23 protein-coding genes are annotated in these 26,488 nt (G+C 63.8%); 16 read left to right on the top strand and 7 right to left on the bottom strand.

The annotated features are described in order from the left end of the window. Positions 1 to 27 precede the first annotated feature (27 nt). Positions 28 to 1,257 (top strand): MFS transporter, encoded by a 1,230-nt coding sequence (locus PG883_RS15640; protein WP_052815036.1) that lies wholly within the window; start codon positions 28 to 30, stop codon positions 1,255 to 1,257. Positions 1,258 to 1,463: 206 nt separating this feature from the next. Here PG883_RS15640 and PG883_RS15635 read toward each other — a convergent pair whose 3' ends face one another. The 5 genes from PG883_RS15635 to fadI form a co-directional block, all read right to left on the bottom strand. Continuing rightward, on the bottom strand, positions 1,464 to 2,348 hold the full coding sequence (locus PG883_RS15635) for an AEC family transporter (RefSeq protein WP_052815037.1): 885 nt from the start codon (positions 2,346 to 2,348) through the stop codon (positions 1,464 to 1,466). 12 nt (positions 2,349 to 2,360) lie between these two features. After that, positions 2,361 to 2,918, bottom strand: coding sequence for a YaeQ family protein (locus PG883_RS15630; RefSeq protein ID WP_052815038.1), 558 nt, complete (start codon positions 2,916 to 2,918; stop codon positions 2,361 to 2,363). 189 nt (positions 2,919 to 3,107) lie between these two features. Continuing rightward, positions 3,108 to 3,248, bottom strand: coding sequence for a TIGR02808 family protein (locus PG883_RS15625; RefSeq protein WP_005325161.1), 141 nt, complete (start codon positions 3,246 to 3,248; stop codon positions 3,108 to 3,110). A 248-nt stretch (positions 3,249 to 3,496) separates the two neighbouring features. Then, entirely contained in the window at positions 3,497 to 5,647 is a 2,151-nt protein-coding gene (fadJ, locus tag PG883_RS15620) for a fatty acid oxidation complex subunit alpha FadJ (RefSeq protein WP_143237501.1), read from the bottom strand. Further along, positions 5,647 to 6,957 carry an acetyl-CoA C-acyltransferase FadI gene (fadI, locus tag PG883_RS15615; RefSeq protein ID WP_010674668.1) on the bottom strand — a complete coding sequence of 437 codons (1,311 nt, stop codon included), beginning with the start codon at positions 6,955 to 6,957 and terminating at the stop codon, positions 5,647 to 5,649. The genes fadJ and fadI overlap by 1 nt, the downstream gene beginning before the upstream one ends. 183 nt (positions 6,958 to 7,140) lie before the next feature. Here fadI and PG883_RS15610 point away from each other — a divergent pair, with 183 nt between their 5' ends. The 11 genes from PG883_RS15610 to PG883_RS15560 all read left to right on the top strand — a co-directional run bounded on the left by PG883_RS15610 (position 7,141) and on the right by PG883_RS15560 (position 19,352). Further along, complete coding sequence (locus tag PG883_RS15610; RefSeq protein WP_104455903.1) at positions 7,141 to 8,091, top strand: AAA family ATPase; 951 nt, start codon at positions 7,141 to 7,143, stop codon at positions 8,089 to 8,091. A 28-nt stretch (positions 8,092 to 8,119) separates the two neighbouring features. Then, on the top strand, positions 8,120 to 9,010 hold the full coding sequence (locus tag PG883_RS15605; RefSeq protein WP_104455902.1) for a DUF58 domain-containing protein: 891 nt from the start codon (positions 8,120 to 8,122) through the stop codon (positions 9,008 to 9,010). Then, positions 8,995 to 9,552 carry a DUF4381 domain-containing protein gene (locus tag PG883_RS15600; protein WP_223925064.1) on the top strand — a complete coding sequence of 186 codons (558 nt, stop codon included), beginning with the start codon at positions 8,995 to 8,997 and terminating at the stop codon, positions 9,550 to 9,552. Before PG883_RS15605 ends, PG883_RS15600 begins: the two co-directional genes overlap by 16 nt. Continuing rightward, positions 9,549 to 10,511 (top strand): VWA domain-containing protein, encoded by a 963-nt coding sequence (locus PG883_RS15595; RefSeq protein WP_069784735.1) that lies wholly within the window; start codon positions 9,549 to 9,551, stop codon positions 10,509 to 10,511. The genes PG883_RS15600 and PG883_RS15595 overlap by 4 nt, the downstream gene beginning before the upstream one ends. A 21-nt stretch (positions 10,512 to 10,532) precedes the next feature. Next, positions 10,533 to 11,933 (top strand): vWA domain-containing protein, encoded by a 1,401-nt coding sequence (locus tag PG883_RS15590; protein ID WP_143237500.1) that lies wholly within the window; start codon positions 10,533 to 10,535, stop codon positions 11,931 to 11,933. A gap of 5 nt (positions 11,934 to 11,938) precedes the next feature. Continuing rightward, positions 11,939 to 13,474 carry a hypothetical protein gene (locus PG883_RS15585; protein WP_373870925.1) on the top strand — a complete coding sequence of 512 codons (1,536 nt, stop codon included), beginning with the start codon at positions 11,939 to 11,941 and terminating at the stop codon, positions 13,472 to 13,474. Positions 13,475 to 13,504: 30 nt separating this feature from the next. Continuing rightward, entirely contained in the window at positions 13,505 to 14,095 is a 591-nt protein-coding gene (locus PG883_RS15580; protein ID WP_080769901.1) for a sigma-70 family RNA polymerase sigma factor, read from the top strand. Further along, positions 14,088 to 14,831 carry a DUF3379 domain-containing protein gene (locus PG883_RS15575; RefSeq protein WP_143237499.1) on the top strand — a complete coding sequence of 248 codons (744 nt, stop codon included), beginning with the start codon at positions 14,088 to 14,090 and terminating at the stop codon, positions 14,829 to 14,831. The genes PG883_RS15580 and PG883_RS15575 overlap by 8 nt, the downstream gene beginning before the upstream one ends. Before the next feature lie 407 nt (positions 14,832 to 15,238). Beyond that, a complete protein-coding gene (locus PG883_RS15570) occupies positions 15,239 to 16,510 on the top strand; it encodes an outer membrane protein transport protein (protein WP_045524818.1) in 1,272 nt (423 codons plus the stop codon). A gap of 251 nt (positions 16,511 to 16,761) precedes the next feature. Further along, positions 16,762 to 18,018: an outer membrane protein transport protein gene (locus tag PG883_RS15565; RefSeq protein WP_182721842.1), complete on the top strand. Its 1,257-nt coding sequence runs from the start codon at positions 16,762 to 16,764 to the stop codon at positions 18,016 to 18,018. Between the two features lie 116 nt (positions 18,019 to 18,134). Continuing rightward, positions 18,135 to 19,352 (top strand): EAL and HDOD domain-containing protein, encoded by a 1,218-nt coding sequence (locus tag PG883_RS15560; RefSeq protein ID WP_270807379.1) that lies wholly within the window; start codon positions 18,135 to 18,137, stop codon positions 19,350 to 19,352. A gap of 85 nt (positions 19,353 to 19,437) precedes the next feature. Here PG883_RS15560 and PG883_RS15555 read toward each other — a convergent pair whose 3' ends face one another. Further along, a complete protein-coding gene (locus PG883_RS15555; protein ID WP_182721841.1) occupies positions 19,438 to 20,604 on the bottom strand; it encodes a thiolase family protein in 1,167 nt (388 codons plus the stop codon). A 132-nt stretch (positions 20,605 to 20,736) separates the two neighbouring features. Between PG883_RS15555 and PG883_RS15550 the strand changes: the two genes are divergently transcribed. Next, positions 20,737 to 21,135, top strand: a complete 399-nt coding sequence (locus PG883_RS15550) for a MerR family transcriptional regulator (RefSeq protein ID WP_010674655.1) — start codon at positions 20,737 to 20,739, stop codon at positions 21,133 to 21,135. A gap of 108 nt (positions 21,136 to 21,243) precedes the next feature. Here the strand turns inward: PG883_RS15550 and PG883_RS15545 are convergent, their stop codons facing one another. Continuing rightward, entirely contained in the window at positions 21,244 to 22,488 is a 1,245-nt protein-coding gene (locus tag PG883_RS15545; protein ID WP_270807378.1) for a dicarboxylate/amino acid:cation symporter, read from the bottom strand. 268 nt (positions 22,489 to 22,756) lie between these two features. Here PG883_RS15545 and ppnP point away from each other — a divergent pair, with 268 nt between their 5' ends. From ppnP to PG883_RS15530, 3 genes are all read left to right on the top strand, one after another. Then, a complete protein-coding gene (gene ppnP / locus PG883_RS15540) occupies positions 22,757 to 23,041 on the top strand; it encodes a pyrimidine/purine nucleoside phosphorylase (RefSeq protein WP_010674653.1) in 285 nt (94 codons plus the stop codon). Between the two features lie 155 nt (positions 23,042 to 23,196). Beyond that, positions 23,197 to 24,579, top strand: coding sequence for an L-serine ammonia-lyase (locus PG883_RS15535; protein ID WP_010674652.1), 1,383 nt, complete (start codon positions 23,197 to 23,199; stop codon positions 24,577 to 24,579). A 284-nt stretch (positions 24,580 to 24,863) separates the two neighbouring features. Next, positions 24,864 to 26,234: an L-serine ammonia-lyase gene (locus PG883_RS15530; protein ID WP_039039104.1), complete on the top strand. Its 1,371-nt coding sequence runs from the start codon at positions 24,864 to 24,866 to the stop codon at positions 26,232 to 26,234. The last annotated feature ends 254 nt before the right edge of the window (positions 26,235 to 26,488 follow it).

The raw sequence follows: 26,488 nt of genomic DNA, 5'->3' as shown, positions 1-26,488 counted from the left end.
CTCCCGACACGGTGGCGGGAGGCGACCATGAACGGCGCCTCCTACTGGCGGGACTGGCAGGGTATGAGCCCGGCCGCCCGCCTGCTCATCACCAATGGGCTCGCCTTCAACCTCGGCTTCTACATGATGATGCCCTTCCTCGCCCAGCACATGGGCAGCGGCCTGGGCCTGGCCGGCTGGGCCTGTGGCCTGGTCATGGGGATGCGGGTCTTCAGCCAGCAGGGGCTGTTCCTGCTAGGGGGGACGCTTGGGGATCGCATCGGCTATCACCCCGCCATCGTCTGGGGTTGCCTGGTGCGATCGGTCGGCTTCCTGCTGCTGGGCTGGGCCGAGTCCCTGCCCATACTGCTGCTGGCGGCGACCCTGACTGGCTTTGCCGGGGCCCTGTTCACCCCCTGCGCCCAGGCCTATCTGGCGAGCGAATGCCACAATCCGAGCCAGCGCCAGCGCGCCTTCGCCCTGCACAATCTCGCCAGCCAGGCGGGCATGCTGCTCGGCCCCCTGGTCGGCCTCACCCTGACCCAGCAGAGCTATGCCCTGACAGGGCTCTTGGCGGCGAGCCTCTTCGCCCTGCTCGGGGTGCTGCAGTATCGGGTGCTGCCCAAACGCCCGGTGGCCAACCAGAGACCGCGCGGCGCCATCTTGCGCCAGTGGGGGGACATCCTGCGCCAGCGCCCCTTCATGGGGTTCACCCTGCTCGCGGGCAGCTACCAGATCCTGTTCCACCAGCTCTATCTGGCCCTGCCCGCCCATATCCAGAGCCTGCCGGACGCCACCCGGCTGCTCGGCGGCGTCTTCACCCTCTCGGCGGTGATCGGCGTCCTGCTCCAGCTGCCGGCATCGCGCCTGGTGGAGCGCCGTCTGGGGGTGCCGCTCGCCATGGGGCTCGGCATAGGGCTGATGGGGCTGAGCTATCTCGCCCTGCCCCTGCTCTCCCCCTGGCCGACGGCAGGCGTGTTGACGCAGGTGGCCCTGCTTTCCCTGGGCTCCATCCTCTGCTTCCCGCTCTTTGCCGCCCAGCTGCCCCGCTACGCTCCCCCTGACCAGCTCGCCAGCTACTACGGCTTCTATGCCAGCGCCGGCGGCTGCATGGCACTCTTTGGCAACCTGCTTATCGGTTTTATGCTGGGGGACGCGGGCACCCGCCCCACCACCGCCATCTGGACACTGCTGGCCCTCGCCGGCCTGCTGGCTGGAGTTGGCCTCTATACCCAGCTGCGCAAGGATGGCCAGGTTCAGCCGGCCACCCATCAATAAACAGGGCGGCCTTGGCCGCCCGGTTTTATTCCCTTTCCTCCCCCTTCCACTTTCTGCCTTATCCGGCTAACCAGAACCTGTTTCAAGACCTTGCCAGATAAGCGAGCAAGCTCGGCTGTGCTCGATGAGCAAAGCAACATCGGACATGCACGATGGCGATAAAAAGGACGCCATCAGGCGTCCTTGCAGGTGAAAATAAGACCGGGTCAACTCCCCAGATGCAGCGCCAACCAGACCGCCAGCGGGATCACCACTATCGAGAGCGCGTTGCCGCCCAGCACTATGCTGGCCACCTTGTCGGGCTGGCACTGGTACTGCTCGCACAGGATGTAATTCAATACCGCCGGGGGCAGTGCCACCGAGAGTGTCAGCAGCGGGATCCAGGCAGGCTCCAGGGGCAGCAGCCAGACGGCGAGCCCAAGGGAGAGGCCCCCCGCCAGCAGATAGAGCAGGTTGCACTTGAGGGCCAGCCCCAGATGGCTCAGATCCCCCTCCATCAGCCTCACCCCCAAGGCAAACAGCATCAGGGGCACCGCTATCTGACCGAGCAGGGCGGCGCTGGTCACCAGGTATTCCGGCAGCGGGATATGCAGGTTGGCCACCAGCAGGCCGGCGAAGGCGGCACAGAGCACGGGGCTTCTCAGCCAGCCCCAGCGGGAGCTACTGGCCGAGAGGATAAACATGCCCACCGTGAAGTGGAGCAGGTTGGAGAGCACGAACAGGATGACGATGGCGCCGAGCTGCTGCTCGCCAAAGGCGAGCACCATCAGCGGAATGCCGAGGTTGCCCGTGTTGCGAAACATGGCGGGCAGGATCAGGGCCGCCCGCGCTATCTCCTTGAGCCTGAGCAGGGCGAGCAGCAGGCCAGGGAGCAAAATCACCAGGGCGCCAGCCGCGACAAGCGGCAGGTGCGCCGCCAGATCCAGCGGGTATTTCACCAGGGCCGAGAAGACCAGCGCCGGGGTAAAGAGCTCGATATTGGCCCGGTTGATGTAACCCAGGTCGCCACCCGGTCGCAGCCGCCCATAGAGGGCGCCGAGGCCCGCCACCGCAAACACCGGGATGACGATATTGAGCAGGGCGCTGAACATGGGGGCTCCCGATCAGAGTTCGCGGGCCGGACGTCCCATCAGCACCACGGGATCCAGGGTGACCTCCTGGCTGCCGTTGCTGACCCAGAGCTGGCCGTCGGAGATGGTGCAGGTGAGCTGCATGGTGCGCTCCACCATGGCCGCCAGCGGCAGGGTCTGGCTGTCGGAGAGCTCGATGACGCTCAGGTTGTCGTGCAGACCGAGCTTGCCCTGGTTCTGCTTCCACCAGACGCTGGTGCCACGGCCGCCGTAAAGGTAGAGCACTACCTGGCGGGAACGGTTGCACGCCTTCTTGAGGCGCTTCTCGTCCGGCTGGCCCAGCTCAATCCAGAGTTCAATCTCGTCGGAGTAGTTCTTGCGCCAGAGCTCGGGTTCGTCGTCGGCAGAGAGCCCCTTGGTGAACTCCAGCCGCTCGGCGGCATGCCAGGCGAAGGCCGCGAGGCGGATCATCATGCGCTCGTCGGTCTCGGAGGGGTGACGGGCCAGGGTGAGGGAGAAGTCCTGATAGAGATTGCGATCCATGTCAGACAAGCTGATCTGGGCCTTGAAGATGGTTGCCTTGAGCGCCATAGAAGTCGTGAACACCTGATAAAAGAGAAAGGGGCGGACATGCCGGGCGTCAGTGTAATCAAAATGGCCGCCGGGTTCGACCGTCTTGCGCTCCCTTTACCCTATCAGGGTCGGGATAAGTGCTTCAGGAGACACAAAAAACAAATGCCAGTCCGAGGACTGGCATTTGGCGGCATGAACGAGAGTGACTCACTTCTCGGCGGACTTGACCCCGAAGGCATTGAGCAGCAGGCAGCAGGTGACTGCCACGGCCACGAAGCCACTCAGAAAGATAAAGGGCATGGCCCCGTATCCCAATATGTTCCAGATGGTTTGTTCGAGCAGACTCATAGTGTGTCCTTCATCCAGTGAAATGGGTGTCCCTTTCGCGACGGGGTAGTCCCCGCTCCTGATAAGGCTATTTGACCTCAACCCGCGCCTGAGTCCTATGCCACCAAAGTAATAAATGGGGCACCAGTTTGCGCCAGATCAATAATTTAGCCCCTTGTCACCCCGTTTTCCGCTCCCCGAGGCCCCTGGCTTGGACAAAAAAGGCGGGGCGACCCAGGGCCGCCCCGCCTGTTTGTCACGCAGACGCCTCAGCCGTAGAAGCGCTGCTGCTCCGCCGCCATCGCCTTGAGCCGCGCACAGGGGGCAAAGCGGTCGCCAAAGCGCTTCTGATGGTGCTCGAGGCGCCCCACCAGATAGTCGATGCCGAGGCTGTCCATGTAGCGGAAGGGGCCGCCCAGGAACGGCGGGAAGCCGATGCCGAAGATGGCGCCGATGTCGCCGTCCCGGGCCGAGGCCACCACGCCGCTGTCGAGCGCCATGGCCGCCTCGTTGAGCATCAGCAGCACGCAGCGCTCGGCGATCTCCTGCCTGGCCAGCCTGGCCTGGGGCTTGACGCCGAGCACGTCGTAGACGCTCGCGTCCACCGTCTTCTTGCCCTCCTTGCCGGTGAGCCGGTTGCGCGGCGCCGCCTTGCCATAGAGGTAGAAGCCCTTGCCGTTCTTGCGCCCCTTGCGATCGTCTTCCAGCAGCTTGTCAAACGCCTTGGGGGCCTGGAACTGCTCACCACCCAGCTCCTTTTCGAGGATGGGGGAGATCTTGGCCCCCACGTCGATCCCCACCTCGTCCAGCAGGGTGATGGGGCCCACCGGGAAGCCGAAGTCGAGCAGGGCGCCGTCCAGCACCTCCACCGGCTCCCCTTCCAGCACCAGGCGGGCCGCCTCGTTCATGTAGGGGGCCAGGATGCGGTTGACGTAGAAACCCGCCTCGTCCTTCACGACGATGGGGGTCTTGCCCTGGGCCCGGGCGAACGCCAGGGTGGTGGCCACCGTCTCGGCGCTGGTACCCGCGTGGGGAATGATCTCGGCGAGCGGCATCTTGTCCACCGGGCTGAAGTAGTGCAGCCCCACCACCCGCTCCGGATGCGTCGCCGCCGAGGCGATCTGGTGGATGGGCAGGGAGGAGGTGTTGGAGGCAAACACCGTGTGCTCAGCGCACTCGCGCTCCACGTCCTGCACCATCCGGTGCTTGAGATCGATATCCTCGAACACCGCCTCCACCACCATGTCGACCCGGTGGAAGCCGGAGTAGTCCAGGGTGCCGGTGAGCAGGCTCATCTGTTTCTCCAGTTCGCTGCGCAGCAGTTGGCGACGCTTGAGCTTCCTCGCGAGGATGTCGTAGCTGTAGCGCATGGCGTTGCCGATGCCGGCGCTCGCCACATCCTTGATCCGCACCGGCACCCTCGCCTTGGTGGCGGTGACGAAGGCGATGCCGCCCCCCATCAGGCCGCCCCCCAGCACGGCGGCATGACCCACCTTGCGCGGCTCGGCCCCCTGATAGCTCACCTCTTTCTTCATCTCCGTGGTGGCGAAGAAGAGGGAGCGCAGGGCGGCGGATTCCGGCGTCATCACCAGCTCGCCGAAGTGGCGGGCCTCGGCCTGCAGGCCGGCCTGCATCCCCTCCTCCACGCCGATGCGCACCACCTCGATGATACGCTCCGGCGCCGGGTAGTTGCCCCGGGTCTTGGCCTTGACCCCCTTGCGGGCCTGATCGAACAGCACCTTGCGACCAAATTTGTTGGTCTCCAGCACCTTGCCCTGCAGATCCCGTTTCAGGTGGTGGCGCGGCTTGCCCTTCTTGGCAAGCTTGATGGCGGCCTCCAGCAAAATGGACGGGGGCACCATGTCATCCACCAGCCCGAGCTTCCTGGCCTGTTTGGCCCGCACCTGCTTGCCGGTCAGCATCAGATCCAGTGCCTTGGCCACCCCGATGAGGCGCGGCAGGCGCTGGGTACCGCCGGAGCCTGGCAGCAGGCCGAGCTGCACTTCCGGCAGGCCCAGCACGGTTTTACCGTGATCGGTCACCACCCGGCCATGACAGGCGAGCGCCAGCTCCAGCCCGCCGCCAAGGCAGGGGCCGTGAATGGCGGCGATCACCGGGATCCCCAGGGCTTCGATCTCGGCGAACACGTCCTGTCCGGCCCGGGACAGCGCTTCGGCATCCTGGGCGCTGGTGCAGGCCGCCAGCATGGCGATGTCGGCCCCGGCAACGAAGGAGTCCTTCTTGCCGGAGACGATCACCAGGCCGATCAGATCCCCGTTCCCCTTTACCTCGGCCAGCAGAGTGCGGATCTCGTCCGCAAAGGAGGCCTTCAGGGTGTTCATGCTCTCACCGGGCACATCCATGGTGAGGATGCCGATGCCGTCTTTGCGAATATCCAGAGAAAAAGTCTTGGCACTCATCATTCCACCTCCAGCACCATGGCCACACCCAGCCCACCCGCCGCACAGGCGGTGTTGAGCCCCAATCCCCCACCCCGGCGCCGCAGTTCATGCAGGGTCTGGGTGATCATGCGCGCCCCGGTGGCGGCAAAGGGGTGACCAAAGGCCAAAGAGCCGCCGAGCACGTTGAACTTCTCCATGTCCACCTCACCGATGGCCTGATCCCGGCCCAGCTTGTCACGGGCAAATTCGGCGCTTGCAAACATCTTGAGGTTGGCGAGCGTCTGGGCGGCAAAGGCTTCGTGCATGTCGATGAGGGTCAGATCCCCAAGGGTGATGCCGGCACGGTCCAGCGCCAGCGGCGTGGCATAGGAGGGGCCCATCAGCATGTCCTGCCAGACATCGATGGCGGAAAACGCGAAGCTGCGGATGTAACCCAACGGCTCCAGACCCAGCTCGCGGGCCCGCCCTTCGCGCATCATCAGCACGGCGGCGGCGCCGTCGGTAAGCGGAGTGGCGTTGGCGGCGGTCACCGAACCGTGAGCCCGGTCAAAGACCGGTTTGAGCTTGGCGTAACTCGCCAGATCCGAGCTTTCGCGGATGTTGTTGTCCCGCTCCAGCGGCGACTTGTAGGGGGGCACATGGGCAGTGAACACCTCGCCACTCAATTTGCCCTGGGCCCAGGCTTCGGCCGCCAGGGTGTGGGAGCGGTGGGCCAGCGCATCTTGCGCCTCGCGGCTGATCTGGTGGGTCTTGGCCATCTGCTCGGCGGTCTGCCCCATGGAGAGACCGGTGGAATACTCGGCCACGGCCGGGGGCACCGGCAGCAGGTCCTTCAGACGCAGACGGCGCAGAATATTGAAACGCTGCTGGAGGTTGCGCGCCTTGTTGAGATCCACCAGGGCGCGGGCCAGAGACTTGCTGACTCCGATGGGCAGCACGGAAGAGGAGTCGGCACCGCCGGCGATGGCGATGTCCACCGTGCCGGCCATGATGGATTCGGTGACATTGGCCACCGCCTGGAAACTGGTGGCGCAGGCGCGCGACACGCTATAGGCATCGGTGCTGACGCTCATGCCAGTGCCAAGCACGATCTCCCGGGCGATGTTTGGCGCTTCCGGCATCTGCACCACCTGGCCGAACACCAGCTGGTCGATGAGCTTGGGGTCGAGATCGGTGCGGGCGAGCATCTCGCTCACCACCAGTTTGCCCAGATCCACCGCAGGCACGCCGTGAAAAGCGGTGGCCTGCTTGGCAAAGGGGGTGCGCAGACCCGCCACGACGGCTATCCGTTCGCCCTGGCGAGTCGTCAGTTTCAATGGCTGTTTCATCCTGGCTCCTTGGGTTAAAAAGGCAGAGGTCTGACCTCATTGCGCCACATCTTAACAATCCAATCACAAATTTCATACGGCTGATTGAAACTAAATTGTCCCCATCTTGCCACCCTCCCTCGCCCTTGTGAGCCAACTGGGGTATAAAAAGATCAACTTCCATAAAAACAACGGGTTTATCGCATGGCAGCGGCCGAGTTCAGAGCACTTGGAGACTATCTGGGCAGCCAGATCCTGGGACAGGGCCCCCTCATCGAGGGGCTGCTGATCGCCCTGTTATGTGAAGGACATGTGCTGATCGAGGGGGCCCCCGGTCTTGCCAAGACCCGGGCGGTCAAGGCGCTGGCCGGCGCCGTGGAGGGGCGCTTTGCCCGTATCCAGTTCACCCCGGATCTGCTCCCTGCCGATCTCACCGGCAGCGAGGTCTTCCATCCCCAGGATGCGAGTTTCGTGTTTCAACCCGGCCCCCTGTTCAATCACCTGGTGCTGGCGGACGAGATCAACCGGGCGCCGGCCAAGGTGCAGTCCGCCCTGCTGGAGGCCATGGCCGAGCACCAGATCACCGTGGGCAAGAAGAGCTGGCGCCTGCCCTCCCTCTTCATGGTCGCCGCCACCCAGAACCCCATCGAACAGGAAGGGACCTATCCCCTGCCGGAGGCCCAGCTCGATCGCTTCTTGCTCAAGCTGCTGGTGGATTACCCCAGCCCCGCCATGGAGCTGGCCATCCTTCAACTCAACGCCCGCGGCGACGCCCTGCCGACGCCGCCGGTCACCCTCAGCCAGTCCGACCTGCTGGAAGCCCGTACCACCGTTCAAGGGGTACAGATGCAGGGGCGCCTCGAACACTATCTGGTGCAACTGGTGTGCGCCACCCGCCCCGGCAGCGGCCTGTGCCCCGAGTTAGACCCCCTGGTCGCGGTGGGGGCCAGTCCCAGAGCCAGCATCGGCCTCGCAAGAGCCGCACGGGCCCGGGCCTGGCTCGCCGGGCGCGACTTCGTGTTGCCCGAAGACATCCAGCAGCTGGCGCCTACCGTGCTGCGCCACCGCCTCATCCCGAGTTATCAGGCGCTGGCGGACAACCTCGATAGCGAGGCGCTCATCGCCCTGCTGCTGGATGCCATTCCATGCCCCTGAGCCGACCCCCGCAGGCAGCCCTATCGCCATGACCCCCGTCGCCGAGCCCCGGGATCACCCCGACATCGCCCTCACCCTCGAGCGGCTGCTGGCGGTGCGCCTCTGGACGCGCCAGGGCGAGCGTGCTCGCATTCATCAGGCGGCCCAGGGGCGTATCGGGCGCCAGCCCGGGCTCCATTTCAGGGAGCTTCGCCTCTATCAGGCCGGTGACGAGGTACGTCACATCGACTGGCGGGTCACCGCCCGCCTCGGCCGCCCCCACACCCGCCTCTACGGGGAAGAGCAGGATCAAGCCCACTGGTTGCTGCTGGATCTCTCACCCGCCATGTACTTTGGCTCCCGCGCCCAGCTCAAGGCCCGCCTTGGCTGCGAGCTGGCCGCAGCCCTGTTCTGGCAGGGGGAGAAACAGGCCAATACCTTGATCTGCCAGGGCGCAGTCCCCCACACAGAGCACCAGCGCGGCTCTCTCATGCCTCTGCTGGAAGCGCTCTGCCGCCATTACGAGGCAGGGCTGGATCGCGCCCCCCCGCCCTGGACGCTGGCCCAGACCCTGGCACGACTCACCCTGCCCCACGGGGCCAGATTGACCCTGATAAGCCATCACCAGGCACCGGACCAGGCACTCTGCCAGCAGTTGCAACGTCTTCGCCTGCGCCACGACATCCACTACTGGCAGATCCGCGATCCCCTGGAAGCCGCGCTGCCCGAGCAGGGGCAACTGGCAGTGCAGGCAGGCAGACACAGCGGTTGGCTCGCGGGAGAAGACCCCCACTTTCGCGCCCGCTACCAGAGGGCGGCCGACGAACAGGCCGAGGCCTGTCGCCAGCAGTTACTGCCCCTGGTGACGCGCCTCTATCGCCTCGACAACGGCGCCACCCTGCAACGCCAGTGGCAGGAGGGCGGATGCCGTCTGTTTTGAAGGGGGAGCAGGGCGTGCCCGCACCGGATGCATATCGCCAGCCCTCGTCCAGTGAGGCCTTGCAAGCCATCCGTGCCGAGCTGCGCGACATCCACCAAGGCCCCGCTCTCGAGCCTGCACAGGATCCTCGCCTGATGGCCCTCGGTGGGCTGCTGATCGCAGCGACCGCCGCTTGCCTGATCGCCATGACGGCCCTCACCCTGTGGCGCCAGCGCCGCTGGGCGCACCGGATAGACTGGCAGGCCGACGATCTCGTCCCCAGGCTGCAGGATGCCCTGCGAGAAGCGGCCATGGCCCGCTGGCCCGAGGCGGCCCCCCTGCAAGGGGAGGCCTGGCTCGCCTGGCTGGACAGCAAGGGGGGGAGCGATTTTTCCCAGTTTGCCGCCCAGTGGCCACTCTGGCTCTATGGGGGCAGCGTGCCCGATGAGGCGCAGCGCAAAAGATTGCGCCTCGCCTATCTCGCCTGGGGGCGACGCTGCGTCAGCGCGCCGCGATTCCCGGCAAGCAAGCGAGGGGCACCTCCCCCGGAGGGTACGCGATGATCCTCGCCTGGCCCTGGTTTTCCCTCGCCCTCGCCTTGCCGCTGCTGGTGCGCTTCGGCCTGCCTCCCATGAAGGGGCGCAAGGGAGGAAACCGGCTCGTTCATGGAGGTTTTCCCCTGCTCCAGCCCCAGACGGGGCAGCCCTTGTGGCGTATGATGCTCTGCTGGTGCGCCCTGGTACTGGCCCTGTGCCGCCCCCAGTGGCAGGAGCCCCCGATCATTCACTACCAGAGCAGCCGGGACCTCATCCTGGCGGTGGATCTCTCCGACAGCATGCGCACCCAGGACATGCTGGATGACGGAGAGCAAACGGACAGGCTTGCCGCGGTGCGCCAGCAGATAAGCAACCTTGTCGCCTCCCGCCCGGGGGATCGCATCGCCCTCGTCGTCTTTGCCGATCACGCCTATCTGCTCTCCCCCCTCACCCAGGAGACCGGGGCCCTGCTCACCCTGGCCAGGGAGCTCGATTTCGATCTGGTGGGGCGCACCACGGCCCTGGGGGAAGCCATCCTGCTGGCACGCCAGCACGCCGACCCCACCCGCCCCACCGCCCTGCTGCTGGTGACGGACGGGCGCAATACCTCGGGCAATGCGGATCCCCTGACCGAGGCCCGGCTCGCCGCCAAAGCAGGCATCCGTCTCTATACCCTGGGGGTGGGCGCCGACCCCGACACCTTCGCCGCGCCCGCAGGGGATGCCGATCCCAGTGCCGAACTGGATGAAGCCCTGTTGCAGCAGCTGGCGACACTGGGAGGAGGCCGCTATTTTCGCGCCCGCAACCGGGGCGATCTCGCCGCCATCAACCAGGCCATCGACACCCTGGAGCCCCTCGCCCGGCCCCAGACCCTCTCCCGGCCCCACCAGGAGCTCTACCCCTGGCCACTGGCCCTGGCCTGGCTGCTGCTCTGCTGGCCAGCCCGCTGGCGCATCCCCCTGTCACACAGGCCATCCCATGAGTAGGCTGGTCATGACGGTGGCACCATGGAGCTGACCTTGCTGCGCCCCCTCTGGTTGCTGGCCCTGATCCCCTGGCTGTGGCAGGGGTGGCGCCGCCGCCGCGATCCCGGCTTGCTCTCCCCGGCCATGCAGGCCTATCTGCTGCCGAGCCGCCATCGGGCCATCCCCTGGCGCTGGCTTGCCTGTCTGCCGGTGATCCTGGCGCTCTCGGGCCCCGCCCTGCGCCAACAGAGTCTCCCCATGCCGAGCCCGGCCCTCGATATCTGGCTGCTGGATCTCTCCGACTCCATGCTGGCGCAGGATCTGGCGCCGGACCGGGCAACCCGGGTGAGGCTGGGATTGCAGGAGATGCTGGCCGACATAGCGCGGCAGGACGCGGCCCATCCCATCGCCCTCATTCTATTTGCCGGGGATGCCTACCTCGCCATGCCTCCCACCCGGGATCATCAGGCCATCGCCCTGCTGCTGCCGGACCTGCGCCCGGCCATCATGCCTGTCCAGGGCAGCGCCCCCGAGCGCGCCGTGGCCCTGGCCCTCACCCTGATCCCGCCGGGCCAGTCCGCCCGTCTACTGCTCGTGACCGACGGCCTCTCCGGGACAGCGCGCGATCGCATCGCCGCCCTCTGGCCCTGCCTCAACGACCTGTTCTGCAAGGCAGGCTCGGCCCCGCGGCTCGACATCTTGCTGGCCAGCGGGGGCAAGGAGACCCGGTTGCCCGACGAGGAGGCCATGACCGCCCTTGCCGCCAGTACCGGAGGCAGGCTGGCCTGGCTTGATTCCGGCCTGCCCCGCTTTGCCCCCTTGCCCATGGGCCAGACCCTGACGCAGGGGCAATCCCGGGATCTCGGCCCCTGGCTGCTCATCCCCTTGCTCCCCCTGGCGCTGCTGGCACGGATCGGCGCCCACTGGCTGCTGGTGATCCTCGTCATTGGCGTCGCGCCCCCTTCCCTGCAGGCGGCCTCCCGACAAGATGAAGCAGGCTGGCAGGCTTATCGCCAGGGACACTATCGGGAAGCGGCCAACGCCTTCCAGGATCCGGTCTGGCAAGGCAACGCCTGGTATAGAGCCGGGGATTACGCCAGGGCCGTCGCCGCCTATGGCAGGGCAAACAGCGCCACCGCCCACTACAACAGGGGCAATGCCCTGGTCTGGCTCGGGGACCTTGCCGCCGCGGAGCAGGCCTATCTGAGCGCCCTTCGCCTTGAACCTGGGCACAGGGATGCCTTGCACAACCTGGCCCTGCTGCGGGCCAACCCGCCGCAGACAACTCCCTCGGCAAATGCCCCGGAGCAGGCCGACACTCCCGACCCCGTCCGCGCCTCAGAGGCTCCCCGCCCCCCGGCGCCCCCCGTGCTGCTGCTGGAGCAGCGCCTTCGCAAGGAGGCCCTGCGCCGCCCCCTGATCAAGGTGGAGGAGCCCTGGTGATCCTCGTGCAGCGCTTGCTCTCCCCCCGGATCGGCTGCTGGCTGCTGCTCGCCCTGTGCGCCATGCGGGTGCAGGCCGCCCCTGTCGAGGCCGAGCTGTTGCCGGGGGCGAGCGAGCGCGACTGGCTGCTCGTCATCGAAGCCGACGGGCTGCACCGCGATGAGGATCTCAACCTGCAACCGCTGCTGCGCCAGTTTGCGGTCGGGCGGGTCAGCATACAGCGGGTCAGTGCCCAGAGCCGCAGCCTGACCCGCTGGCAGATCCCCCTGCACCTGCTCGATACCAGCCCGCGCCAGGTGCCCTCCCTGCCCCTTGGCGCCGATCTCACCCCCTCCCTGGCGGTGCCGACACGTTCCCTGGACGGCACCCTGATGCCGACACAAGACCCGGTATTCTCTCCGGTCGAGCTGCAGGCCCGGGTGCTCCATGAGGGGAATCTCTACCCCGGCCAGCCCTTCATCTATGAGCTGACCCTCTGGCTGCCTGCCAACCTGGAGGCCCCCAACCTCGGCGAGCCCATCACCCCGGCCTTTACCATTCGCCGCCTTGGCGAGGACCGCTGGGACTCTCCCACCAGCCCCGGCCTGCCCGGGCGTCTCACGCGAAAATGGCTGCTGCAGGCCAAAGGACCCGGGCTCCATCCCGTCGAATCCCCCCGCTTTCAGGGGCGGTTGCCGCCCCAGGACCAGGCCGGTGCGACCGCGCCGGGCAACGCGGGGGATCTGCTGTCCGCCAGGGCGGCGACCCTCTTCATCAAGGTGGACAAGGCCCCCCTGGAGCCGGTGGCGAGCAGCCTGGTGTTGCGCCAGCAGTTCAGCCCGGCCCAGGCCAGGGTGGGTGAGCCGGTGATCCGCACCCTCACCCTGGTGATGGAAGGGGGGGATGGCAACCGCCTGCCCCCCTTGCCGGCCCCGCCCCTGCCCGCCGGCCTCTCCATGAAGCCGGACGGCGAGCAGCAACAGGAGCGATTCGTGGCCGAGGGGGCGCTACGCTTCGAGCGCCAGTGGCGCCAGGCCCTGACCGCCGACGAGGCGGGGCGCTATGTGCTGCCCCCCCAGACCCTGCGCTGGTTCAACACCCAGAGCGGTCGCATCGAGGAGGCGCGCCTGCCCGCACATCCTCTGGTGTTCACGGCAAGGGAGAGCGCCACTCCCGCCTCCCCCGCACCAGGGGTCCAGTATCTCTATTGGGTGCTCCTGGCCATCCTGCTGCGGGCATTCATGCGCCGCTGGCCGCGCTGGCACGCCTTCTATCGCCTGCAACGGGCCCTCGCCACGGGCTCTCCTGACGAGGCCAGGGAAACCCTGCTGACCTGGGCCGTCCTGCGCTGGGACACCCCCTGTCTGCATCTGGCCAGGCTGCCCTGTCACCGCGACCCCGCCATGGGGGCGCTGCTGGACGGCCTGGATCGGGCCTGTTTTTCCCCCAAGCGAGTCCCTGGCGAACACCTGCCCAGGCAGGCGCTCGCCAGGGAGTTGTGCACCTGGGAGAGCTTTGCGATAGCCTATGGTCTTCGAATACTGGCGTGGATGCGTGCATGATGCGCCCCTCATGAAACAGGACACCCCTTTATGGCGTTAGGTTTTTTCAGAAGAAAAAGGGCCGACACGGGAAAGGATCCCTGCGCTTCTCCGGTCTATGGGGAGATGGCAGACAAACAAACCAAGTACGAAGCCCTGGTGCACGCCCTGCACGGAGACATCTACCGCTACGCCTACTGGCTGTGCCGGGATCCGCAAATCGCCGAGGATCTGGTGCAGGAGACTTTCCTGCGCGCCTGGAAGGCGATAGATACCCTGCTGGACGACAAGGCTGCTAAGGCGTGGCTCATCACCATATTGCGGCGGGAGAATGCACGCCGCTTTGAGCGAAAGCAGTTCGATCTCGTCGACCTCGACGAGCACCCCCTGCGGGATCAGGGTGTCCTGCCAAGCGAGCAGGAGATGGAGCACGAATGGCTCAGGCGCCACATCGCCCGCCTGCCTGCCGAGTATCAGGAGCCGCTGCTGCTGCAGGTACTGGGGGGATTCAGCGGGGAGGAGATCGCCGAGCAACTCGGCCTGAACAAGAACACCGTCATGACAAGGCTGTTTCGCGCCCGCAACCAGATAAAAGAGGCCATGGAGTCTGCGAAACAACAGAGAGGACACACCAATGGATGAGCTTGAATTTCGCCGCCGGGCCATCACTCACCCCTCGGACAGGGATCCCGCCTTCCTGAAAGCCGCCGAGGCGTCACCGGCCAATCGCAAGCATCTGGACGAGATGCAGCAGCTCGAGCGCCAGGTGCGCAGCACCCTGGAAGTGGACGTACCAGCCGGTCTTGCGGAGCGGATCCTGCTCAGGCAGGCGATGGCAGCCGAAGAGGAGCAGGTGGTCTCGCTACCCGTCACTCCTGCACGCACGCAATGGCGCGCTCTGGCCATCGCGGCCTCGGTCGCCTTCCTGCTCGGCATGAGCACCCGCTGGATCAGCTGGCCTGTGGCACCGGACACCCTGTCGCTGGCTCAAGTCGCCATGTCCCACGTTTATGGGGAAGAGCCCTTCATTCATGCGGTGGATGAGCGGGTCAGCCTGCACACCATCAACGCAAAAATGGAGAAATATGGTGCCACCCTGAGCGAGATGCCGGGCATGAAGGTAACCTATGTCAACCACTGCGCCTTCTACCAGGGACCGGCCCTGCACATGGTGCTCCAGGGCAAGATGGGACCGGTCACCCTGTTCCTCGTCCCCAAGCATCTGCCACTGACGATCCAGCCCGATTTTGCAGACGGGACCCTCAAGGGGGAGATACTGCCGCTCAAGGGGGCCAACATGGTGCTCATCGGAGACATGCAGGAGCCCCTCGCCCCGGTTGCCCGCCAGCTTGAGTCACGCCTGCACTGGTCCATTTAACAGACCTTGACCCAAGCTGACTCGTCCTCCGCCTCAGCCACATCACAGGCAGACATCCTCATTGTCTGCCTGTTCATCCCCACATCCCCGCATGTTCCCGCCCATTGCCCGCGCGAAGTCACATTTCTACCATTAATTTTAAATGACTCAAATGGCACCATTGTGCTTTATTTATCCAATAATAGATAAATCAGCCTAATAAAACGGCAAGTTAAAACAAATGATTAACACAATGGAAACTTTTATGTATTCTGCTGTCACTGGTCTGATTTCTTACCTCCTACCAGATCCATAGAATCACGCCAGCAATGAATGGGAAGAAGCTGACATAACAACAGATCATGTCGTCAATAGCCGCCAAAGAGCCGCGATGTCGACAGAAAATCTGCTTACAAAGAGAGAACACTATGACAACTGCCTTTTTCAAGAAAAGCCTGATCGCTGCGGCCGTGACCCTGGCCAGCACCCAGACCTTCGCCGCCGCGTTCCAGCTGAACGAGCACTCGGCCTCCGGTCTGGGGCGCGCCTACGCAGGTGAAGCAGCCATCGCCGACAACGCGGCCGTGCTGTCCCGCAACCCGGCGGCCATGACCACCTTCGACAAGATGGCACTGTCTGTATCCGGCACCTATATCAAGCCCGACGTGGACGTGGCTGGCGACATCTATGCCGGCTCCACCAAGCTGGCTCCGTCCAGCGAGAGCGACATCGCCCCCGATGCCTTCGTGCCGGCCACCTACTTCATCCAGCCCCTGAACGATCAGTGGGCCTGGGGGATCGGCCTCTTCTCCAACTACGGCCTCTCCACCGAATATTCCAAGACCTTCGCGGCCGGTGCTGGCGCCGGTGACACCGAGCTGCTGACCTTCAACATCAACCCCAACATCGCCTATCGCATCAACTCCAGCTTCAGCGTCGGTGCCGGCATCAATGCCGTCTACGCCGCCGCCGAGCTGAACCGTTATGCCGGTGCGCTCTCCGCTGCCATTCCAGGTGCCAACTCCGATACCCGTCTGGCTCACCTGAAGGGCGACACCTGGGGCTTTGGCTGGAACGTCGGCACCCTGTACGAGATCAACGACAACAACCGTCTCGCCCTGACCTACCGCTCCCAGGTGGACTTGAGCTTTGACGGCGACTTCCAGGGTGCCACCTCCGGCAACCGCGTCGTCGATGGCAACCTGAAACTGGATCTGCCGGCCCAGGCCGAATTCGCAGGCTACCACCGCCTGAACCAGCAATTCGCTGTCCACTACTCCGTGAACTGGACCGACTGGAGCGCCTTCCAGGAGCTCAAGGCCACCAGCAGCAACTGCGCCGGCGGTGTCTGCCTGCAAAAAGACGAGAAGTTCAAGGACTCTGCCCGTTACGCCCTGGGCGGTACCTGGTACGTCAACCCGTCCTGGGAAGCCCGTATCGGCTTCGCCTACGACAACAGCCCCATCGAGCCGGAATACCGCAGCCTGAGCATTCCTGACTCCGACCGTATCTGGTACAGCGCCGGTGCCACCTACCACATCAACCCGGACATGAGCCTCGACTTCGGCATGGCCTATCTGGACGGCAAGGAAGTGGACGTGAACGAAGGCCTGCGCAACCACAGCGATGCGCTGCGCTGGAAGGGCACCTCCCATGGCAACGCCCTGCTGGCTTCCGCCCAGTTCAACATGAAATTCTGATTTTCACGTCATCATCGAGAGCGCCCCAGGGCGCTCTTTTTTTATCCAATTTCGCCAATTGAGCGCACAGCTGTAGTAAACAACTGTACTCTTTTCTTTTTTTATCAAGCTGTTATGGGTATTTCTTTCAGCATTTAATCCCGTTTTGCTGCACGTTCCGCTCTCCCCGTTGCCTTGCTGGTCATACCATATAAAATCCCGGCCCCAACCGAATAACAGAATGAACACCCAGTTCATCCCGAGGAAAGACCATGCATCCGACGTTCAAACCCTCCCTCATAGCCCTCTTGCTGCTGTCGAGCCAGGTGCAGGCTGCCGGCTTCCAGCTCGCGGAGCAATCCGCCACCGGCATGGGGCGAGCCTTCGCGGGTGAAGCCGCCATCGCCGACAATGCCAGCGTGCTCTCCCGCAATGCCGCCGCCATGACCCGGTTCGATACCCTGGCCTTCTCCGGCGGCGTCATCCATGTGCACCCCGACGTCAACATAGAGGGCACCACCCGGGTGCCTACCCCCCAGGGGCCGGTCAGTCTGGATGCCGGAGCCCACGACATTGCGGGTGACGCCTGGGTACCCAACGCCTATCTCATCGTGCCCCTCAACGAGCAATGGCGCCTCGGGCTTGCCGCCACCTCCTATTACGGACTCGGGGTCAAGATGCCGGACAACTACAACGCCGGTCACTTCGGCAACGTCTCCGACATCAAGACCATGGATCTGGGGGCCTCCCTGGCCTATCGCATCAACCGCGTCTGGTCCGTCGGGGCCGGTCTCTCCGCCATTCAGGGGGAAGGGGAAGTGGGCGGCACCTTCCCCTCCAACAACCAGATAGCCAAGCACCTGAAAGGGGATGGCTGGGCCATGGGCTGGAACCTGGGCACCCTGCTTGAGTTGTCGCAGGCAACCCGCATCGGTCTCTCCTATCGCCACGACATCACCCTGACCCTCTCCGGTGACGCCATCGGCATCGATCAGAAGGGCCAGCCCTTCACCGATACCGGCAGCCTGGATCTGCCCCTGCCCGCCACCGCCGAGCTGGCTCTGTTCCATCAACTCACCCCGGCCCTGGCGCTGCATTCGAGCATCAACTGGACCAACTGGAGCAAATTCGTGCAGCTCGAATCCGAGCTCGACCACCACGGCACCATGCACATCAAGGAGGAGCACTGGGAAGACAGTTGGCGCTATGCCCTGGGGATGACCTACCAGCTGGCCCCCCAGTGGCAATTGCGCTCCGGTATCGCCTACGACCGCAGCCCGGTCCCGGCGGATCGCCGCACCATCTCCATCCCCGACTCGGATCGGGTCTGGTACAGCGCTGGCGTGGGCTACCAGATTGACCGCCACCTCTCGCTGGATCTGGGGCTGACCCTGATCGACGGCAAGAAGGTGGACGTGAGCGAAACCATGCAGCTCAGGCCCGGCATCCCGCAGACCACCTCCACCTTCAATGGCACCTCGGAAGGGGATGCCTGGCTCGCCGGCCTGCAGCTCAACTACCTGTTCTGACACCCCGGGTTTCCTGACAAATAGTATGCCAGTTGTTGACCTTCCCGACCGGTCGGCACTGGCATAGTGATCCGCTTCACCATAGAATCAAGCCTGTAACCATGGTGGAGAGATGCATGTATTCCTATGTAGCAAGGCAGCCCATTCTGGATCGGGAGTTGAACACCCAAGCCTATGAGCTGCTGTTTCGCGACAGCCTGGACAATGTATTTCCCTCCGTCTCCGCACAGCAGGCCACTTCCAAGCTGGTTGCCGAGCAGTTCTTGCAGCAGAACATCGATCAGCTCATCGGGGATCACCCCTGCTACATCAATTTCCCCCACTCCCTGTTGCTGGACGGATTGGCCGAATGCCTCCCCCGTGACAAGGTGGTGATCGAGATCCTGGAGGATGCCGAGCCCGACGATGCGCTGCTGGAGAAAGTGATCCAGCTCTATGGGCTGGGCTATCGGTTAGCGCTGGATGACTTCACCATGGTCTCAGACTGGGACAGGTTCCTCCCCTACATCCATATCATCAAGTTCGACCTGCGCAGCACGCCGCAACCCTGCATCGAGCACTTCATGGCGAATCATCGCCACCTGCCCCTCACCTATCTGGCCGAGAAAGTCGAGGATCAGGCCGAGTTCGAGCGGATGAAGCAGCTCGGCGTCACCCTGTTCCAGGGATTTTTCTTCAGCCGCCCCCAGATGGTGCAACAGCCCACCATACCGCCGGCCCAGCTGGTGGTGATGCAGCTGCTCGAGGTGGTCAATCAGACCGAACCGGATCTGGACAAGATTGGGCAACTGCTCAACCAGGATCTCACCCTCTCCCTCAAGCTGTTGCGCTACATCAACCACCTCAAGCGCTTCCCCCAACCCATCGCCTCGTTTCGCCAGGCCGCAAGTTCCCTGGGGCACGCCCAGCTCAAGCGCTTCGTCGCCCTGATCGCCGCCACCAGTGCGGGGAGTGAAAAGAGCGCCGAGCTCCATCAGATGTCCCTCATCCGAGCCCGGTTCTGCGAACTGCTGGCCCAGACCCATGCGCCCGCAGAGCAGGCACAGCAAGCCTTTGTCACCGGCCTCTTCTCCCTGCTGGACGTGCTCATGGGAGAACCGCTGGATCAGCTGCTCGGCTCCATTCCCCTGACCGACGACATTCGTGCCGCCCTGCTCACCCGCAAGGGCAAGCTCGGGTTCTACCTGGCGTTCTGTGAAGATTTCGAGAAAGCCGACTGGCAGCGGGTCGCCGCCAACACCGTCCGGCTCGGCCTCAACGAAGAGAAGGTCAGCCACCTCTATCTGAGCGCCACCGCCTGGGTCAACCAGCAGCTTCAGGCCATGGAAGAGTAACCGGTCCACTCCCGCCAGACATGACAACGTCCCTCTTGAAGGGACGTTGTCATGTCATCAACCCGCAGCAATCTCACCCACGCATTCAGCCTGCCTCGATGGCGATGGCCGTTGCCTCCCCTCCCCCGATGCACAGGCTCGCCACCCCTCGCCTGAGCCCGCGGGCACGCAGGGCATGGATCAGGGTCACCAGGATGCGGGCGCCACTGGCGCCAAGAGGGTGCCCCAGCGCACAGGCCCCGCCGTTCACGTTCAACTTGTGATGGGGAATGCCGCACCCGGCCATCGCCAGCATGCTCACCATGGCGAATGCCTCGTTCACCTCGAACAGGTCCACCTCCTCCACCGACCAGCCCACCCGGGCCAGCAACTTGTCGATGGCGCCGACGGGGGCACTGGTAAACTCCGCCGGCAAGGCGGCGTGACTCTGGTAACCCACTACCCTGGCCAGCGCCGGCAATCCGAGCCGGGCAGCGCTCTCGCCCCGCATCACTACCAGGACTGCCGCCCCGTCCGAGATGGAGCTGGCATTGGCCGCCGTGATGGTACCGTGCTTGCTGAAGGCCGGCTTGAGGCCGGGGATCTTGTCGGGCCTGGCCTTGCCCGGTTGCTCATCCTCGGCCAGCAGCAGGGTGTGGTCAGCGGTCATGACGGGAGCCAGTTCCGCGGCAAAGGCACCGCTGCGCTGCGCCGTCAGCGCCCGCTCCAGGGAGGCGATGGCAAAGGCATCCATGTCGGCCCGGGTCAGTCCGCTGCGATCGGCACTCAACTGGGCGTAATGACCCATCAGATAGCCTTCGTAGGCATCCTGCAAGCCGTCCAGGAACATGTGATCGAGCACGCTCTGGTGCCCCATGCGAAAACCGCTGCGCGCCTTGTCCAGCAGATAGGGTGCGCGGCTCATGCTCTCCATGCCCCCCGCCACCACGACCTCGGCCTCCCCCAGGCGCAGGCTGTCCGCCGCCAGCATCACCGCCTTCATGCCGGAGCCGCACACCTTGTTGATGGTGGTGCAGGGCACGCTGTCCGGCAGCCCCCCCTTGAGCGCCGCCTGACGGGCTGGCGCCTGGCCGACCCCTGCGCTCAACACGTTCCCCATATAGACCTCATTGACCTGCTCCCCCGTCATCCCGGCCTGCGCCAGCGCGGCGCGGATGGCGCAAGCGCCAAGCTCGGGGGCACCGAGCCCGCTCAGGGCCCCCTGGAAGGCCCCCATGGGGGTACGTTTGGCCGCCACAATCACGATATCCATCGATAGCACTCTCCTTGTTACATCGGGATAACATATGTCGCGGCCGCGACGGGAACAAGACTTGCGGGGAAGTTGACGTTTGGGTAAGGTGCCAGCCTGCATTGACAACCAGATGGCAGCCAAGACAGCCCCATGACCAAATCCAGGGACGACACCCGCACCTTCAGCATCAGCGAACTGGCTCGCGAGTTCGATGTGACCACCCGCAGCATCCGCTTCTACGAGGATCAGGGCCTGCTCAACCCCACCCGCCAGGGACAGCACAGGATCTACAGCCGTCAGGACAGGGTGCGGCTCAAGCTGACCCTGCGTGGCAAGCGTCTGGGCTTCAGCCTCGCAGAGATCCGGGAGCTGTTCGATCTCTACGATGCGGACAAGAGCAGCCGCTCCCAGTTGCAGACCATGCTGGGGCTGGTGGCCGACAAGCGGGAGACCCTGCAGCAACAGCTGGAAGATATCCAGATGGTCCTGCTGGAGCTGGAGGCGGCCGAACAGCGCTGCCGCCAGGCCCTGGCACACCTCTCCCCCTGAGTCACGCAGACGGGTGAGGCAAACGGGGATCACCGCCAGCAAATAGACACAAATGAAAGAGGGAGGCTTGAAGCCTCCCTCTTGTCATGCACGGTGGACGACCCGATATCAGGCCTCCTTGCTCCAGCGGTTCGGATCGTAATCCGGGCTGTAGCGATCGACGATGATGGCACAGGCCGCATCGCCGGTGATGTTCAGCGCGGTGCGGATCATGTCGAACAGACGATCCAGCGCGAACAGCAGCGGCAGACCCTCGATGGGAATCCCGGCCGTCAGCAGCACGGCAACCACCAGGAAGCTCGGGCCCGGTACACCGGCCTGACCGATGGCACCCAGGGTGGAGGTGACGATGATCGCCGCCCAGGCACCCATGGAAAGATCGATGTTGTAGACCTGGGCGAAGAAGATGGCGACCAGGCCGTAATAGATGGCATTGCCGCTCATGTTGATGGTGGCACCCAGCGGCAGCACGAAGGAAGCGGTGGCGTTGGTCACCTTCAGATCGCGCTCGCAGGTCTCCATGTTGACCGGCAGGGTCGCCATGGAAGAGGCGGTGGAGAAGGCCACGATCTGCGGTTTCTTCATCGCGGAGAAGTACTTGCGTACCGGCGTGTTGGAGAAGAACGCGATCAGCAGCGGATAGACCACGAAGCCGAAGATGAGGATGGCGGCGACATAGACGACGAACAGCTTGAGCACCAGGGTCAGCACGTCGAAGCCGTAGGTGCCGATGGCGTCGGCCATCAGGCCGAAGACGCCGATGGGGGCGATCAGCATCACCTTGTTGATCATCCAGACGAAAGCGTCCACCAGGGTGTTGAGCCCGTCTACCAGCGGCTTGGCGCGCTCACGGGGCTGCTTGGCCAGGGCGATGCCGAGGAACATGCAGAACACCAGGATCTGCAGGATGTTGGCCTCGTTCAAGGCGCTGAACACGTTGGTCGGGATCATGCCAAGCAGGGTGGCCACCGCATCGGGCAGTGCACCCTTGTCGGCGTAGTCGCCGGAGAACATGGCCGCAGTGGCGCCAAAGTCAACGCCCACACCAGGTTTGAACACCTGACCCATCACCAGCGCCAGGAACACCGCCAGTGCGGAGGTGCCGAGGAAGAAGGCGAGCGTGGTGACGCCAATCTTGCCAGCAGCGGGGCTGGCCCCCAGGTTGGCGGCCCCGGACAGGATGGCCACCGCCACCAGCGGAATCACCAGCATCTTGATCAGCTGGATAAACAGGGTGCCAAGCGGCGCAAACACTGTGGCTTGCTCTCCCATGAGCGCCCCGACCAGCGCGCCCAGCACCATGGCCACCACTACCTGGAAGCCGATGTTTTTGATTAATCCTTTTGTTAACACAGAATGTTCCTTTATTTAGCAATTACTCACACTTTTACAGCGTAAATGACCACCCAGAGCGTCAAATCCTCTCCATTGCTCTGGCGGTGCGCTTTATCTCATATTTGCACCCCGTTTTACATCAGAACCCGTTAACGAAATGCATTGATAACTTTATGAGAAAGTAAAGCCTCAAAAGAGACACGGCTGTTTTTGCTCCTTTTACCATGACAACATCCAAAACAGTGTGCTACGTTGGCTCTGCAAACGTGCATACAGGGAAGAAAAGATGCTGAAAGTTAACGAGTATTTTGACGGAAATGTTAAATCCATCGGTTTCGAGCAAAAAGGTGAGAAAGCTACCGTTGGTGTGATGGAAGCGGGCGAGTACCTGTTCAATACCGCCGCCCCGGAGCGCATGACGGTGATCAAGGGCGCCCTCACCATCCAGCTGGCCGACGAAGATGAGTGGCACACCTACCAGCAGGGGGAATCCTTCGACGTGGCGGGTCACTCCTCCTTCAAGCTGGAAGTGAAGATCGCCTCCGCCTATCTGTGCGAGTTCCTCGACTGATCTATCACGGCGCCATGGGATGCCAAGCGGCTCCCCCATGGCGCATCTCTCCCGCGCCCATTTCCCTACCGCCATCACACCCCGCTATCTCCCCCCTTTTCAACGACTACAAAAAATTTACAATGTTTAGACGAAATCCATAATTGGAGTACGTCATGATCAGTGTCTTCGACATGTTTTCCATCGGGATAGGCCCCTCCTCCTCCCATACCGTGGGACCGATGCGGGCCGCCTGCGCCTTCATCCAGACCCTCAAAGCGAACGCACTCCTCTCCCGTACCGGACGCGTCGTCGTCGAGTGCTACGGCTCACTGGGCCAGACCGGCAAGGGGCACGGCACCGGCAAGGCCATCATCCTGGGACTGGCCGGATTTGAACCCGAATCCGTGGACATCGAGGCCATTCCCGCCTTCCTCGCCCAGGTAGAGCAGACCCAGACCCTCTGCCTGGGCGGCGAGCAACCCAGCGAATTTCCCCGCATCGGCGCCATCCTCTTCAACCGGCGCAAGACCCTACCCGCCCACTCCAACGGCATGACACTGCGCGCCTATGAGGGTGACACCCTTGTGTTCGAGCAGACCTACTACTCCATCGGGGGCGGTTTCATCATCGAGGAGAGTCACTTCGCCAACGCCCGGGAAGAGGCGGCCCGCTTCGATGCCGCCCACCCCATCCCCTATCCCTTCGAGAGCGGCGCCGAACTGCTGGCCCAGTGCCAGGAGAGCGGCCTCTCCATCTCGGGACTGATGCTGGCCAACGAGAAGGTGTTTCGCTCGGAAGCGGAGATCAAGGCCGGGCTTCGCAAGATCTGGCAGGCGATGCAGGGGTGTGTGGAGCGTGGCTGCAAGAGCGAGGGGGTGCTGCCAGGCGGTCTCAAGGTCAAGCGCCGGGCTCCCGCCCTCTATCGCCAGCTCTGTGGCGAGACCAATTTCAACAAGGATCCGCTGATGGTGATGGAGTGGGTGGATCTCTTTGCGCTGGCCGTCAACGAGGAGAACGCCGCCGGGGGCCGGGTGGTGACGGCGCCGACCAACGGCGCAGCGGGCATCATCCCCGCCGTGTTGCACTATTACGATCGCTTCGTGCGCAAGGTGGATGACGAGCTGCTGATGCAGTACTTCCTCACTGCCGCGGCCATCGGCATCCTCTACAAGAAGAATGCCTCCCTCTCGGGGGCCGAGGTGGGCTGTCAGGGCGAGGTCGGCGTGGCCTGCTCCATGGCCGCTGGTGCCCTGGCCGAGCTGCTGGGCGCCAGCCCCGCCATCGTCGAGAACGCCGCCGAGATCGGCATGGAGCACAATCTCGGGCTGACCTGCGATCCCGTCGGTGGTCTGGTGCAGGTGCCCTGCATCGAGCGCAACGCCATGGGCGCGGTCAAGGCGATCAATGCCGCCCGCCTCGCCCTGCGCGGCACCGGTGAGCACAAGGTGTCGCTGGACAAGGTGATCAGAACCATGTGGGAAACCGGCAACGACATGAAGACCAAGTACAAGGAGACCGCCCGGGGCGGCCTTGCCGTCAACATCACCGAGTGTTAAGCCGCTGTGATAAAGCCGCATATGGCACTCGAATACCCGGCATCGCCGGGTATTTTTTTGCAAAACGTTTGTCTGGCGCTTAACAAAATGGATAACCATCAAAATAAATTTTATACTCGCGCCACGAATTCAACAAATATAGATCTGTTTCAACTTTTTTTAGGCATTGAACCGTTACACTGTGGTTATCCGGTTCCCTGGCCTTTGTGACGACAGACCCGTCCCATGGATCCCTTTTCTGCGAGTGGGCATGGCGCCCCCTTCTACCCTGAGGTAATTGTTACATGATCAGCGTTTTTGATATCTTCAAAATCGGTGTTGGCCCCTCCTCTTCTCACACTGTCGGCCCCATGAAGGCAGCCAAACAGTTCGTGGATGAACTGCGTGCTGGCGGCAAGATCCGTGACATCACCCGGATCCAGGTCGATGTCTATGGTTCCCTCTCCTGGACCGGCAAAGGCCACCACACGGATACCGCCATCATCATGGGTCTGGCGGGCAACCTGCCGGAGAACGTCGACATCGACGCCATCCCCGAATTCATCTCCCGCGTGGAGCAGACCGGTCGTCTGCCCATCGGCCTGCACTGCCACACCGTCAGCTTCCCCAAGGGCGCCATGATCTTCCATGACGAGGCCCTGCCCCTGCACGAAAACGGCATGAGGCTGACCGCCTTCATCGAAGATGACGCCGTCTACAGCAAGACCTACTACTCCATCGGCGGTGGCTTCATCGTCGACGAAGAGAACTTTGGCAAGGGTGACAGCGGCGACATGTCCGTCAGCTATCCCTTCAAGAGTGCCGCCGAGCTCATCGCCCACTGCAGCCAGAGCGGTCTCTCCATCTCCGCCCTGATGATGGAAAACGAGAAGTGCTTCAACACCCCGGAAGAGATCTACAAGAAGCTCGGCAAGATCTGGACCACCATGCGGGAAGGGATCGAGCGCGGCTGCCGCACCGAGGGCGTCCTCTCCGGCCCGCTGCGCGTACCGCGCCGCGCCGCGCCGCTCTACCGCCAGCTGACCACCAACGAGAACCTCTCCAACGATCCCATGAACATCGTGGACTGGGTCAACATGTTCGCCCTGGCGGTGAGTGAAGAGAACGCCGCCGGTGGCCGCGTCGTCACCGCGCCGACCAACGGCGCCGCCGGCATCATCCCGGCCGTGCTGGCCTACTACGACAAGTTCATCCAGCCGGTGGGCCGCGACGAGTACACCCGCTTCTATCTGGCCGCTGCCGCCGTCGGCATGCTCTACAAGATGAACGCGTCCATCTCCGGCGCCGAAGTGGGCTGCCAGGGTGAAGTGGGCGTCTCCTGCTCCATGGCCGCCGCCGGCCTGACCGAGCTGATGGGCGGCAGCCCCGAGCACGTCTGTGAAGCCGCCGAGATCGGCATGGAACACAACCTGGGTCTGACCTGCGACCCGGTGGCCGGCCAGGTACAGGTACCCTGCATCGAGCGCAACGCCATCGCCGCCATGAAGGCGGTCAACGCCTCCCGCATGGCCCTGCGTCGCACCTCCAAGCCGCGCGTGTCGCTGGACAAGGTGATCGAGACCATGTACATCACCGGCAAGGACATGGACTCCAAGTACCGCGAGACCTCCCGCGGTGGCCTGGCCATCAAGGTGATGCAGGTTGCCTGCGACTAACGCCGAGTCGCGATGACATGAAAAAAGCGGGATATATTCCCGCTTTTTTTTGGTCGCGATTTAAAGGGCGACGTTCCTGAATAAAGGGAGGCCGACAAGGGATAAAAAGAGACGGGCATATCACCTCCACCCGTTCGCCGTGAGGTAATCCCCCCGAAAAACTGAGGTGCTCATAAGTAGAATTTTCTCGTATCTTGAACGCAGGAGGTTCTACATGAAAACATCACGCTTTAGCGATGCACAGATCATCGCCA

The sequence above is a fragment of the Aeromonas sp. QDB25 genome (assembly GCF_027707725.1).
Lineage (GTDB): Bacteria > Pseudomonadota > Gammaproteobacteria > Enterobacterales > Aeromonadaceae > Aeromonas > Aeromonas caviae.
The sequence above is the reverse complement of the archived record's forward strand: the minus strand, read 5'-3'. Positions and strand labels throughout refer to the sequence as shown.

Excerpts from the sequence above, each read along its gene's own strand:
- PG883_RS15535 (WP_010674652.1), top strand. The coding sequence starts at position 23,197 with ATGATCAGTGTCTTCGACATGTTTTCCATCGGGATAGGCCCCTCCTCC.
- PG883_RS15530 (WP_039039104.1), top strand. The coding sequence starts at position 24,864 with ATGATCAGCGTTTTTGATATCTTCAAAATCGGTGTTGGCCCCTCCTCT.
- PG883_RS15640 (WP_052815036.1), top strand. The coding sequence starts at position 28 with ATGAACGGCGCCTCCTACTGGCGGGACTGGCAGGGTATGAGCCCGGCC.
- ppnP (WP_010674653.1), top strand. The coding sequence starts at position 22,757 with ATGCTGAAAGTTAACGAGTATTTTGACGGAAATGTTAAATCCATCGGT.
- PG883_RS15550 (WP_010674655.1), top strand. The coding sequence starts at position 20,737 with ATGACCAAATCCAGGGACGACACCCGCACCTTCAGCATCAGCGAACTG.
- PG883_RS15555 (WP_182721841.1), bottom strand. The coding sequence starts at position 20,604 with ATGGATATCGTGATTGTGGCGGCCAAACGTACCCCCATGGGGGCCTTC.
- PG883_RS15590 (WP_143237500.1), top strand. The coding sequence starts at position 10,533 with ATGGAGCTGACCTTGCTGCGCCCCCTCTGGTTGCTGGCCCTGATCCCC.
- PG883_RS15625 (WP_005325161.1), bottom strand. The coding sequence starts at position 3,248 with ATGAGTCTGCTCGAACAAACCATCTGGAACATATTGGGATACGGGGCC.
- PG883_RS15630 (WP_052815038.1), bottom strand. The coding sequence starts at position 2,918 with ATGGCGCTCAAGGCAACCATCTTCAAGGCCCAGATCAGCTTGTCTGAC.
- PG883_RS15635 (WP_052815037.1), bottom strand. The coding sequence starts at position 2,348 with ATGTTCAGCGCCCTGCTCAATATCGTCATCCCGGTGTTTGCGGTGGCG.
- PG883_RS15605 (WP_104455902.1), top strand. The coding sequence starts at position 8,120 with ATGACCCCCGTCGCCGAGCCCCGGGATCACCCCGACATCGCCCTCACC.
- PG883_RS15570 (WP_045524818.1), top strand. The coding sequence starts at position 15,239 with ATGACAACTGCCTTTTTCAAGAAAAGCCTGATCGCTGCGGCCGTGACC.
- PG883_RS15580 (WP_080769901.1), top strand. The coding sequence starts at position 13,505 with ATGGCGTTAGGTTTTTTCAGAAGAAAAAGGGCCGACACGGGAAAGGAT.
- fadI (WP_010674668.1), bottom strand. The coding sequence starts at position 6,957 with ATGAAACAGCCATTGAAACTGACGACTCGCCAGGGCGAACGGATAGCC.
- PG883_RS15575 (WP_143237499.1), top strand. The coding sequence starts at position 14,088 with ATGGATGAGCTTGAATTTCGCCGCCGGGCCATCACTCACCCCTCGGAC.
- PG883_RS15610 (WP_104455903.1), top strand. The coding sequence starts at position 7,141 with ATGGCAGCGGCCGAGTTCAGAGCACTTGGAGACTATCTGGGCAGCCAG.
- PG883_RS15560 (WP_270807379.1), top strand. The coding sequence starts at position 18,135 with ATGTATTCCTATGTAGCAAGGCAGCCCATTCTGGATCGGGAGTTGAAC.
- fadJ (WP_143237501.1), bottom strand. The coding sequence starts at position 5,647 with ATGAGTGCCAAGACTTTTTCTCTGGATATTCGCAAAGACGGCATCGGC.
- PG883_RS15595 (WP_069784735.1), top strand. The coding sequence starts at position 9,549 with ATGATCCTCGCCTGGCCCTGGTTTTCCCTCGCCCTCGCCTTGCCGCTG.
- PG883_RS15565 (WP_182721842.1), top strand. The coding sequence starts at position 16,762 with ATGCATCCGACGTTCAAACCCTCCCTCATAGCCCTCTTGCTGCTGTCG.
- PG883_RS15600 (WP_223925064.1), top strand. The coding sequence starts at position 8,995 with ATGCCGTCTGTTTTGAAGGGGGAGCAGGGCGTGCCCGCACCGGATGCA.